8 protein-coding genes and 1 pseudogene are annotated in these 12047 nt (G+C 69.4%); 1 reads left to right on the forward strand and 8 read right to left on the reverse strand.

Annotated elements, in window-relative coordinates; genetic code table 11:
- Positions 1-14: 14 nt before the first annotated feature.
- From AC0KS4_RS15545 to AC0KS4_RS15555, 3 genes and pseudogenes are all read right to left on the reverse strand, one after another.
- Positions 15-1151: pseudogene (locus tag AC0KS4_RS15545) on the reverse strand (HNH endonuclease signature motif containing protein); the annotation flags it as partial.
- A 62-nt stretch (positions 1152-1213) separates the two neighbouring features.
- Positions 1214-2476 carry a histidine--tRNA ligase gene (gene hisS, locus AC0KS4_RS15550; protein ID WP_238956314.1) on the reverse strand — a complete coding sequence of 421 codons (1263 nt, stop codon included), beginning with the start codon at positions 2474-2476 and terminating at the stop codon, positions 1214-1216.
- Between the two features lie 3 nt (positions 2477-2479).
- Positions 2480-3136, reverse strand: a complete 657-nt coding sequence (locus tag AC0KS4_RS15555) for an MBL fold metallo-hydrolase (RefSeq protein ID WP_238957324.1) — start codon at positions 3134-3136, stop codon at positions 2480-2482.
- A 119-nt stretch (positions 3137-3255) separates the two neighbouring features.
- Here AC0KS4_RS15555 and AC0KS4_RS15560 point away from each other — a divergent pair, with 119 nt between their 5' ends.
- Entirely contained in the window at positions 3256-4149 is an 894-nt protein-coding gene (locus tag AC0KS4_RS15560; protein WP_238956315.1) for a peptidylprolyl isomerase, read from the forward strand.
- Between the two features lie 23 nt (positions 4150-4172).
- On the opposite strand, the gene AC0KS4_RS15565 is transcribed toward AC0KS4_RS15560, so the two are convergent.
- The 5 genes from AC0KS4_RS15565 to secD all read right to left on the reverse strand — a co-directional run bounded on the left by AC0KS4_RS15565 (position 4173) and on the right by secD (position 12029).
- The gene (locus AC0KS4_RS15565) at positions 4173-6551 is read right to left on the reverse strand and encodes a RelA/SpoT family protein (protein ID WP_225330504.1); all 2379 of its coding nucleotides are present in this window, start codon (positions 6549-6551) and stop codon (positions 4173-4175) included.
- A 122-nt stretch (positions 6552-6673) separates the two neighbouring features.
- Positions 6674-7216, reverse strand: coding sequence for an adenine phosphoribosyltransferase (locus AC0KS4_RS15570; protein WP_238956316.1), 543 nt, complete (start codon positions 7214-7216; stop codon positions 6674-6676).
- A gap of 7 nt (positions 7217-7223) precedes the next feature.
- Positions 7224-8918 carry an ABC transporter substrate-binding protein gene (locus tag AC0KS4_RS15575; protein ID WP_238956317.1) on the reverse strand — a complete coding sequence of 565 codons (1695 nt, stop codon included), beginning with the start codon at positions 8916-8918 and terminating at the stop codon, positions 7224-7226.
- A gap of 5 nt (positions 8919-8923) precedes the next feature.
- Positions 8924-10219 carry a protein translocase subunit SecF gene (gene secF / locus AC0KS4_RS15580; RefSeq protein WP_238956318.1) on the reverse strand — a complete coding sequence of 432 codons (1296 nt, stop codon included), beginning with the start codon at positions 10217-10219 and terminating at the stop codon, positions 8924-8926.
- Positions 10220-10223: 4 nt separating this feature from the next.
- Positions 10224-12029, reverse strand: a complete 1806-nt coding sequence (gene secD, locus AC0KS4_RS15585; protein ID WP_238956319.1) for a protein translocase subunit SecD — start codon at positions 12027-12029, stop codon at positions 10224-10226.
- Between the last annotated feature and the right edge of the window lie 18 nt (positions 12030-12047).

Here is a 12047-nt window from a genome sequence, read left to right on the forward strand (position 1 = left end):
GTAGTTTAACATTATCTCAGCTTCGACGCGTGGGTGGGACCGCCTTCGGCGTACGGGATCGTATGGTCCACATCGCAGGCGGTGGCCGGGCGATCACAGCCGGGCCAGCGACAGGTCAGATCCCGACACCGCACGAAATCGGCCAACGCCTTCGAGGGCACATACCCCGGCTCCGGGGCGGCGTCGCCGGGATGGGTCAGCGGCACCAGCCGGGCCGAGGCCGCCAACTCCGCAACCACCTCGGATGGGATCAATCCCTCGCCACCCACCTCGCACCCCTGGGTTGCGCCGGTGCCGGCCAGGGTGGCCTGCTCGCCGATCACATGGATCACCACCGGGCCCGCGGCCCGTCCCCCGGCCGCGCAATCCGGGCGACCGCAGCGACACCCCAACCGATCGGCGTCGGCGGCCAACGCCCCCAACGCATCAGCACGGCGCTGCTCACGGGTGCGCGGGTCATGTACACACACCGTGGCCGCCAACCCATCCAACCGTTTGTCCAGGGCATGGGCGTCCGCGGCGTACAGGGTGGCTTCCACATGCGCCAGCCCGTCGCCCATGTCGGCCATCCACACCTCGCGGCCGGCCGCACGCTCCTGGCGCCGGCGCACCGCATCGACGTCCGCACGCGCGACCACCTTGTCGACCGCCGCGGCCAGCCGGCCCTGACTCAACGACGGCCACCGACCCACACAGCCCGCCAACGCCGCGTCCACCGCCCCCAGCACCTCGGGGTCGGTGATCAGATCGGTGCGGAACACGATCGTCTGAAACATCCGGTAATCGATATCCCCGGCGGCAAACACCGCCCCCACCTTCGGCAACCGCTCCCGCATCACCCGCGCATAACGCACCCGACTCGCCGCCAGGCCCTGGCCGATCCGCAACTGCGCGCCCACCTCCGCGGCCACCGCCGCCTCGGTATCCACCGCCCAGCCCTCGGTCTCCGCACAGCGCGAGAGCCGATAGGCAAACAACTCCCCGATCGCCACCAACTGCGCCGCGGCCGCCCGATTCTCCACCCGCCCCGCCACACCGATCCACTCCAGCAGCGCCGCCGACTCCCGGGTCGACGACGGATAACACCGCTCGATCAGCTCATCAAACTCGGCGATCACCTCACCCCGCCGGAGCCGCGCCTCATCGAACATGTGTTCGAGTATGCCACGCGGGTCCGACAAAATCAGGCGCGGCCGTCGAGCCCCGAAACGGGCTACCGACCCAGTCGCGCAAGCACGTCGGCGACAACGGACTCCGAAGCGACGGCTGACTGCTCCCCCGTCCCGAGGTCCTTCACCCCGACGGTGCCGGCCTCGATATCGCGGTCGCCCAGCACCAGGGCGACCCGGGCGCCCGACCGGTCGGCCGCGCGCATCGCGCCCTTGAGCCCGCGGTCGCCGTAGGCCAGGTCGACGCGCACCCCGGCGGCACGCAGCTGACCGGCCACCACCGCCAACCGCAGCTTGGCCTGCTCGCTCAACGGCACGCCGAAGACCTCGCAGCGCGCCGCCGACCCCACGCTCTTGCCCTCGGCCCGCAGCGCCAACAGCGTCCGGTCCACGCCGAGCCCAAACCCGATGCCGGACAGGTCTTGTCCGCCGAGCTCGCGCATCAGGCCGTCGTAACGGCCGCCGCCCCCGATGCCGGATTGCGCGCCCAGCCCGTCGTGCACGAACTCGAAGGTGGTCTTGGTGTAGTAGTCCAGCCCGCGCACCATGCGCGGGTTGATGACGTAGGGCACCGAGAGCGCATCCAGGTGTGCCAGCACAGTGTCGAAGTGCTGCTTGGCCGCATCGGACAGGTGATCGAGCAGCACCGGCGCATCGGCCGTCATGGCTTTCACCTGCGGGCGTTTGTCGTCGAGCACCCGCAACGGGTTGATCTCGGCGCGCCGGCGCGTCTCCTCGTCAAGCGGGAGGCCAAACAGGAACTCCTGCAACAGTTCTCGATACGCCGGTCGGCAGCTGTCGTCTCCCAGCGAGGTGATCTCGAGCCGGAACCCGTCGAGCCCGAGCGAACGGAATCCCGCGTCGGCGACGGCGATGACCTCGGCGTCGAGGGCCGGATCGTCCACGCCGATCGCCTCCACGCCGACCTGTTGCAGCTGGCGATAACGGCCGGCCTGCGGGCGTTCGTAGCGGAAAAACGGTCCCGCATAACAGAGTTTGACCGGCAACGCGCCGCGGTCCAGGCCGTGTTCGATGACCGCGCGCACCACGCCGGCGGTCCCCTCGGGCCGCAGCGTCACCGAGCGGTCGCCGCGGTCGGCGAACGTGTACATCTCCTTGGACACCACGTCGGTGGATTCGCCGACGCCGCGGGCGAACAGGGCGGTGTCCTCGAAAATGGGCAGCTCGATATCGCCGTAACCGGCGCGGCGGGCGGCGCCGAGCAGTCCGTCGCGCACCGCCACGAACTGCGCCGAGTCCGGCGGGACGTAGTCGGGCACGCCCTTGGGCGCTGAAAATTCCGCCACGGGCTACAGGCCTTCGAGGAAGGGGTTGAGGCGCCGCTCGGCGCCGATGGTGGTGGAGCTGCCGTGCCCGGGCAGCACCACCGTCGCGTCGTCGAGCACCAGGAGCTTGTCGACGATCGAGGTCAGCAAGTCGCGGCCGCTGCCGCCGAACAGGTCGGTGCGCCCCACCGAACGCTCGAACAGGGTGTCACCGGTGAACACGACATCCTTGTCCCCCGTCACTCGGAACACCACCGATCCGCGGGTGTGCCCGGGGGTGTGGTCGACGTTGACCGTCACGCTGCCCAGGTCGAGCTTGTCGCCGTCGCGGTCGAGCTCGACGACCTGCTTGGGCTCCCGCCAGAACGCGCCCGCCACCAGCTGCGCCAGGCGCGGGCCCAGGCCGTAGATCGGGTCTTTGAGCATGAACCTGTCCTCGGGATGGATGTAGGTCGGGCAACCGTAGGTATCGGAGACCTTCTGCGCCGACCACATGTGGTCGATGTGCCCGTGGGTCAGCAGCACGGCGGCGGGCGTCAGCCGGTTCTCGTCCAGGATGCGCCGCAGCGGGGCCATCGCCCGCTGACCCGGATCCACGATGACGGCGTCCGTTCCCCGCCGCTCGGCCAGCACGTAGCAGTTGCACTGCAACATGCCGGCGGGAAATCCGGTGATCAACACGGTTCCCATTTTCCCATGGGGCCCACTTGACACGAGTCGCGGCGCCCACATTAGCCTGAGCTGGCCACCTCACGGGTTTCAGAGGCTCCGACTTCACCAAGCATGGAGGCATAGCGGCCGTGCCGACCAACGAACAACGACGTGCCAACGCCAAGCGCAAGCTCGAACGCCAGCTGGAGCGGCGCGCGAAGCAAGCCAAGACGCGCCGGATCGTGCTGATCGCTGCCGGCTCGATCGTGGCCGTCGCCGTGGTCGTGGCGGTGGTCCTGACGATCGTCAACACCAAGCACGAACACAAGAGCAACACCGCGGCGTCGACGACCACCAGCAGCAGTTCGCCGGAGTCCACGACGCCCGCCGGGCCGGCGCCGTCCGCCCCGCCGTTGCCGGCGTTCAAGCCGTCGGCCGAGGTGGGCGCCAACTGTCAGTACCCCGCATCGCCCGAGCCGGCGGCCAAGCAGGTCAAGCCGCCGCGGACCGGCAAGGTGCCGACCGATCCGGCGCAGGTGAGCGTGAGCATGGTGACCAACCAGGGCCACATCGGCCTGATGCTGGCCAACAACGAATCACCTTGCACGGTCAACAGTTTCGCGAGCCTGGTCGGCCAGAAGTACTTCGACAACACCAAGTGCCACCGGCTGACGACCTCGCCGGGGCTGGGCGTCTTGCAGTGCGGCGACCCCAAGGGCGAGGGCACCGGCGGCCCGGGCTACCAATTCGCCAACGAGTACCCGACCGACCAGTACCCGCCGAATGACCCCAAGGCGCAGCAGCCCGTCCTCTACCCGCGCGGCACCCTGGCCATGGCCAACGCCGGGCCCGGCACCAACGGCAGCCAATTCTTCATGGTGTACAAGGACTCCCAGCTGCCGCCGCAGTACACCGTGTTCGGCACCATCCAGCCCGACGGGCTGGCCACCCTGGACAAGATCGCCAAGGCCGGCGTCGCCGGCGGCGGCGAGGACGGGGCACCCGCCAGCGAGGTCACCATCACCTCGGTGCTGCTCGACTGAATCCCATCTAGGACCGGAAGAGCTCAGGCCGCGGACGTCACGCGGTAGACGTCGTAGACGCCCTCGACGTTGCGCACCACGTTGAGGAGATGGCCGAGGTGCTTGGGGTCACCCATCTCAAAGGTGAACCGGCTGATGGCAACTCGATCACCGGACGTGGTCACCGACGCGGACAGGATGTTGACCTTCTCGTCGGCCAACACGCGCGTGACGTCCGACAGCAAGCGGTGCCGGTCGAGCGCCTCGACCTGAATGGCCACCAGGAACACCGACGACGGTGACGGCGCCCAATGCACCTCGATGATGCGCTCGGACTGCTGCTGCAGCGAGGCGGCGTTGGTGCAGTCGGTGCGGTGCACGCTGACACCGCCGCCGCGGGTGACGAACCCCATGATCTGGTCGCCGGGCACCGGCGTGCAGCACTTCGCCAGCTTGGTCAGCACGCCCGGCGCGCCGGGGACCGACACCCCGACGTCGTCGCTGCTGCGGGGGCGCCGCAGCATGGTCGTGGGGGTGGACCGTTCGGCGAGGTCCTCTTCGGCCTGGTCGATGCCGCCGATTTCGGCCAGCAGCCGCTGCACGACGTGCCGAGCCGACACGTGCCCCTCACCGATCGCGGTGTAGAGGGCGGACACGTCGAGGTAGTGCAGCTCGCGCGCCACCGCGGACAGGGTTTCGCCATTGACCAAGCGCTGCAACGGAAGTCCGCCGCGACGCACCTCGCGGGCCATGGCGTCCTTGCCGGCCTCCAGCGCCTCCTCGCGGCGCTCCTTGGCGAACCACTGCCGGATCTTGGCCTTGGCGCGCGGTGACACCACGAACTGCTGCCAGTCCCGCGACGGCCCCGCGTTGGCCGCCTTCGAGGTGAAAACCTCGACGACTTCGCCGTTTTCGAGCTTGCGTTCCAGCGCCACCAGGCGCCCGTTGACCCGGGCGCCGATGCAGCGGTGCCCCACCTCGGTGTGCACGGCGTAGGCGAAGTCCACCGGCGTCGAGCCGGTCGGCAGGGTGATGACGTCGCCCTTGGGGGTGAAGACGAAAATCTCTTGTACCGCAAGGTCATACCGCAACGACTCGAGGAATTCGCCGGGGTCGGCGGCCTCCCGTTGCCAGTCGAGCAGCTGGCGCATCCACGCCATGTCGTCGATCTCGGCGGCGGCGTGCGGATGCGGAACACCGTTGCGGCCCTTGGCCTCCTTGTAGCGCCAGTGCGCGGCGATGCCGTATTCGGCGGTGCGGTGCATGTCGCGGGTGCGGATCTGCACCTCCAGCGGCTTGCCCTCGGGCCCGACGACCGTGGTGTGCAGCGACTGGTAGACGCCGTACCGGGGCTGGGCGATGTAATCCTTGAACCGGCCGGCCATCGGCTGCCACAGCGAATGCACCACGCCCACAGCGGCATAGCAGTCCCGGATCTCGTCGCACAGGATGCGGATGCCGACCAGGTCGTGGATGTCGTCGAAGTCTCGACCCTTGACGATCATCTTCTGGTAGATCGACCAGTAGTGCTTGGGGCGGCCCTCCACCGTCGCCTTGATCTTCGACGCGCCCAACGTGCTGACGATCTCGGCGCGGACCTTCGCCAGGTAGGTGTCCCGCGACGGCGCGCGCCCCGCGACCAGACGAACGATCTCCTCGTACTTCTTGGGATGCAGGATCGCGAACGACAGGTCTTCCAATTCCCACTTGACGCTGGCCATACCCAGCCGATGCGCCAGGGGCGCAATGACTTCCAACGTCTCGCGGGCCTTGCGGGCCTGCTTCTCCGGCGGCAGGAACCGCATGGTGCGCATGTTGTGCAGCCGGTCGGCGACCTTGATCACCAACACGCGGGGATCGCGCGCCATCGCGGTGATCATCTTGCGGATCGTCTCGCCCTCGGCGGCGCTGCCCAGCACCACCCGATCCAACTTCGTCACGCCGTCGACGAGATGGCCCACCTCTTCCCCGAACTCCTCGCTCAAGGCGTCCAGGGTGTAGCCGGTGTCCTCGACCGTGTCGTGCAACAGGGCGGCCACCAAAGTGGTGGTGTCCATGCCCAATTCGGCCAGGATGGTGGCCACGGCCAGCGGGTGGGTGATGTAAGGGTCGCCGGAGTGCCGCAGCTGGGTGGCGTGACGCTGGTCGGCGACCTCGAAGGCGCGCTGCAGCAGCGACACGTTCGCCTTCGGGTAGATCTCCCGGTGCACCGCCACCAGCGGTTCGAGCACCGGGTTGAGCGTGCTGCGCTGCGCGGTCATCCGCCGGGCCAGCCGCGCCCGGACCCGCCGCGACGCGCTGCTGGACGTCTTCAGGGATTCCGTCGGCGGCTCCGGGGCCTCCATCGGCTGCGTGATGGCTGGCGACTCCGTGACGTTGGTGGGCGCGTCGAGCGCTTGCGCCGCGCTGTTGTCATCCGCCACGTGTGGTCACCTCCGAATTCGAGGATACGTCCTCCCGAATCAACAGCCCGGCTCCTTCTCGCGCCGCTCCGCGGCTGGGAGGAACCCCCGTCGCGGCGCGCATCGTCGCCGGGCGGCGAGCGCTACTCGCAAGTCAGGCTGTGCACCGGCAATGGCGCGACGGCATCCCGGCCGCCCAGCCCGCCGAGTTCGAACAGCACCACCGCCGCCACCACGTTCGCCCCGGCGCGCCCGAGCAGCCGGGCCGAGGCGGCCAGGGTGCCGCCGGTGGCCAGCACGTCGTCGACGATCACGATGTCGCGTCCGCGCAGGTCGATGCCCTCGCCGGGGATCTCCAACGTCGCGGTGCCGTATTCCAGGTCGTACCGCTCGGCGTGCACCGGCGGCGGCAGTTTCCCGGCCTTGCGGATGGCCAGCACGCCCGTGTGCAGCCGGTCGGCGACGGCCGCGGCCACCAGAAATCCCCGGGCCTCGATGCCGGCCACCAGATCGGCGCCCGACGCGAGCTCGGCCACCGCACCGGTGATCGCCGTCATCGCCGTCGCATCGGCGAACACCGGGGTGAGGTCCTTGAACTGGATCCCCGGCTTGGGGAAGTCAGCCACCTTGCGCGTCAGCGACGCGATGAGCTCCGCCACGGGCGTCCGCCCGCCGACATTCGTCACGGCAACCTCACTGCACCAGGGCCCATCGGTCCATGTTCCAGCCCACGCCCCACCGGGTCGGATTGTTGCTCACCGCGTACATCTTCTTCGACATCAGCAACGTGCGCTGCTGCCGGTACAGGGGCAGGGTGGGCATGTCGCCCCACAGTATGGGCGCGGTTTCGGCCAGCAGCCGGACCCGCTCGGCGGCGTCGGCCGACACCGCCAGCGCCCCGATCGCGCTGTCGACCTGCGGATTGGTGTATCCGGACAGGTTGTTGCCGTTGCCGGTGTGCAGGGCGTAGGCGTCCAGCGCCGAGGAGCCTGTCGAACCGCTGCCGGTGGCGCCGCCCGTGCTGGCCAGCAGCGCGTCGATCTTGCCGTCCCTCAGCGCCTGCGGGCCCGAGGTGTCCAGGGTGACGCCGGTGACCGTGATCCCGGCCGCGGCGCACGATTTGGTGACGACGCCGACATTGACCGCGAGCCGCGCGTTGGGCCCCTGGTAGCCGATCCGCACCGCCAGCGGCGCACCGCCCAGTGCGTTGCGCGCGGCGACCGGATCCGCCTTGCCGAACGGGCCGGCCTCGGCGGCCCCGTCGGCGGCGGTGACGGCGTCATCGCGGGCCGGGCTCAGGCGTGAATTGGCGATCGGTGTCCCCGCGTCGTGGGCCAGCGCGTCGCGCGGCGTGCACAGCGCGACGGCCCGGCGCGCCTTGGGCGCCGACAGCGGGCCCTGCGGCGCGAAGATCAGCTGCTCGATGCCGTCCGACGGCGCATCGGAGCGCTCGTAGTTGTCCGGCGTGGCCAGCGTTCCCGAGGAACCCGCGGCGACGTCGACGACGTCGACGGTGCGGTTGTTGACCCGGTCCTGGATGTCGGGCCCCTGCGGCCACACCGTGATCCGCTTGGTGACGGCCCTGGGCCCCCACCACCGGTCGTTGGCGACGAGCACCACCGCCCCGCCCTCCAAGATGGATCCGATTTTGTAGGGCCCCGACGACGGGAAGCGCTTGAGGTCGACACCCGGTTTGAGGTCCCAGGTGGTGTTCCACAGCTTCGCGATCTGTTGCACCAGCGGCGCGTTGTGGCTGAGCAGCGCCGCGGTCACGTCGACGTTGAGCTGGTCGGCGATGACGTGCGACGGCATCAGCGAGGTCGCGGTGAACAGCTCGTTGTAGTCGACGACGCCGCGGTCCGGGACGAACGACACCCGCGCCTTCTTTTGCCCGGGGATGCACTCGACGTTGGCGATGTCGATATAACCGCCCTGGGTGGCCGCAGTGAATTCCGGGAAGCGGCCGGACTGGGCCGCCCACGCGAGCACGATGTCGTCACAGGTCAACGGCTTGCCGTCGGAGTAGACGGCGTTGTCGGCGATCTGATAGTCCAGCACCAGCGGCGTGCCGCCGACCACCGACACCGTGCCGAAGTCGCGGTCGGCGACGATCTGCCCGCCCGGGCCGTGGTAGCTGAACCCGGTGAGCGTGCGGGCGAAAGCCTGCGCTCCGGCCGAGGCGGCGCCGACGACGGTGTTGGTGTTGTAGGTGCTCAGCGGGCCGTCGACCACGTAATCGACCTCGGAGGCGGCGCTACCGGCGCACGCGGTCACCACGAAAGCCGCGGCCAGCACCACCGCCAGCCCGGCGCTGATCCACAGCGCGATGCTCCGCCGGCCGGTTAGCACGCCACGATCGGCCCCAGTTCCCCGGTACCTGGTGGCCATCGCGTCTACCGCCGGCCGACGTTCCGCTTGCCGGTGGGACGGCGGGTCCCGGTCGGCCGCACGGGACGGGCACCCGGCGCGGGCTTGCTCGGCGCGGGCTTGGACGGCTGGGTCGGCTTCGACGCCGATTCGCCGGCGGTCGCTTTGGCGTCCTCGGCGGTCTCGTCGGCGTCGTTCACGTCCGGGGCGTTCTCGGCGCCCGCGCGCGACCCGCCGGCCCGCCGACGCAGGACGCGGCGGGTGTGGGTGCGCACCAGCTCGGTGCGTTCGCGCATGCTGACCAGCAGCGGCGTGGCGAAGAAGATCGAGGAGTAGGTGCCGACGATGATGCCGATCAGCTGCACCAGCGCCAGGTCCTTCAGGGTGCCGACGCCCAGCAGCCACACCGCCACCACCATCAGCGCCAGCACCGGCAGCACCCCGATGAGGCTGGTGTTGATGGAGCGCATGAACGTCTGGTTGATCGCCAGGTTGGCCTCTTCGGCGAAGGTGCGCTTGGGTTTGTGCTGGAAGCCGTGGGTGTTCTCCTCGACCTTGTCGAACACGATGACGGTGTCGTAGAGGGAGAAACCGAGGATCGTCAGCAGGCCGATGACGGTGGCCGGGGTGACCTCGAAACCCACCAGCGAGTACACGCCGGCCGTCACGGCCAGGTCGAAGAACATCGCCGCGATCGCGGCCAGTGTCATGTACCGCTCGTAGCGGACCGTGATGTACACGCCGACCAGCGCCAGGAACACCACGAGGGCGAACAGCGCCTTCATGGTGATCTGGTCGCCCCAGGTCTCGGAGACCGCCGAGTCGCTGATGGCCTGCTTGCTGGGTTTGCCGTCGGGGCCTTTGGGCCCGAACGCGTCGAACAGCGCGTTGCGCAGCTTGGTCGTCTGGTCGTTGGACAGCGTCTCGGAGCGAATCTGCACGGTCGCTGCGGCGCCGTTGCCGACGACGACGACCGATTCCGCGTCGTTGCCGAGGGTCTTGTGGAACACCTCCTGGACTTGGGAGGTGCGCACCACGCCGTTCGCCCCGTTGGCGGGCATCGACACCGTCGTACCGCCGTTGAAGTCGATGCCGAAGCTGAAGCCCCGCAACACGATGGACAGGAGCGCGATCGCGACGATCGCGCCGCTGATGCCGAACCACAACCGCCGCCGTCCGACCACCTCGAACGCACCGGTGCCGGTGTAGAGGCGCGACAGGAAGCTGTGGTGCGGCGCCCCGGCCGTGCCGGCGGTGCTGTCGGTCAATTCGGTTGTGCCCTCCGAGGTTTCGGTGATCTCGGTCGCGTCTTTGGAGGCCATCACGCTATCCCCGTCCCGTCTTGACCTGCGACGAACCCCGGCGTTCGCGGGCGACCTGCTGAATGGCGCCCAAGCCGTTGTATGCGGGTTTCGCCAACGTCGGTGACTTGGAGGCCAGGTAGACCAGCGGCCAGGTCACCAGGAACACCACCACCAGGTCGAGGATCGTGGTGAGGCCCAACGTGAATGCGAAGCCCTTCACCTGACCGATCGCCAGCGCGTACAGCACCGCGGCGGCCAGGAAGGTGACCGCGTTACCGGAGACGATCGTCTTACGCGCCCGCGACCAGCCTCGGGGCACCGCCGACCGGAACGAACGCCCTTCGCGGATCTCGTCTTTGATGCGTTCGAAGAATACGACGAACGAGTCGGCGGTGGTACCGATACCGATGATCAGACCCGCGATGCCCGCCAGGTCGAGGGTGTAGTTGATCTGACGGCCCAGAATCACCAGGATCGCGAAAACCATTGCGCCCGAAGCGCCCAGCGACAGCGCCGTGAGCAGTCCCAGCACCCGGTAGTAGAGCAGCGAGTACAGCAGCACCAGGACCAGCCCGATCGCGCCGGCGATCAGCCCCGCGCGCAGCGAGGTCAAACCCAGTGTCGCCGAGACGGTTTGGGCCTCCGAGGCTTCGAACGACAGCGGCAGCGAACCGTATTTCAGGACGTTGGCCAGCTGCTTGGCGGTTGCCGCGGTGAACGGCGGGTCGCCACCGCTGATCTGGGTGCGGCCGCCGGGGATGGCTTCCTGGATCATCGGGGCGCTGACGACCTGTGAGTCCAGCGTGAACGCGGTCTGGGTGCCGATATGGGCGGCGGTGAAGTCCGCCCAGGTGTTCGCCGCGGCGGACTTGAACTGAAGGTCGACGACGTAGCCGATCCCGCGCTGGTTCTGGCTCGAGGTGGCGTCCTGGATCTGGTCACCGCTGATGATCGACGGGCCCAGCAGGTAGGCCACCTTGTGATCGGTCGAGCAGGTGATCAATGGCTGGGCGGGGTCGTCGTTGCCGGCCAGGATGTCTTCTTTGTCGCAGCGCGTCGCCTGGAACTGCAGCGCCAGGAACTGAATGCCCTGCCGGGTGCTCTGGCGCCACTTCTTCTCATCGGCGATGCGGTCGGCGAGGTCCTTGCGCGGATCCGGTGGCGCGGGCGCCTCGGCGGGCGGGGGCGCCTCCCCGGCCGGGGCCGGAGCGGGCGCCGGGGCGCCCGGGGCGGGCGCGGGAGGCGCGGGGCTGGGCGACGGCGGCGGGTCCTGCGGGTAGGGCCGGGGCTGAGCGCCCGGCTTGCTGCCCGGCGCGGGCTGTCCCGCAGGGGGTGGAGCCGGTTGCTCCGGTTCCCCGGGCGCGGGCTGACCGGGTGCCGGTTGGCCGCCCGGCGCCGGCTGGCCGGGGGCCGGCTGGCGCGGCGCGGGCTTGGGCTCGGCGCTTTGGGCCGGCATCGAGTTGAGCACCGGACGGATGTACAGCCGGGCCGTCTGGCCCAGGTTGCGGGCCTCGTTGCCGTCTGTCCCGGGGACCGTGATGATCAGGTTGTCGCCGTCGACGACGACCTCCGACCCGGAGACGCCGAGTCCGTTGACCCGGGCGCCGATGATCTGCTGCGCCTGCGCCAGCGCCTCGCGGCTGGGGCGCGAACCGTCCGGGGTGCGCGCGGTCAGCGTGACGCGGGTGCCGCCCTGCAGGTCGATCCCGAGCTTGGGCGCGGCCCGCTTGTCGCCGGTGAGGAACACCAGCAGGTAGACGCCGACGAGCAACAACAAGAAGACCGACAGGTAGCGGGCAGGGTGCACCGGCGCCGAAGACGATGCCACGTTCCTTCTATCTCCTCG

This window comes from Mycobacterium sp. NTMscope_MAC_12 (assembly GCF_976985675.1).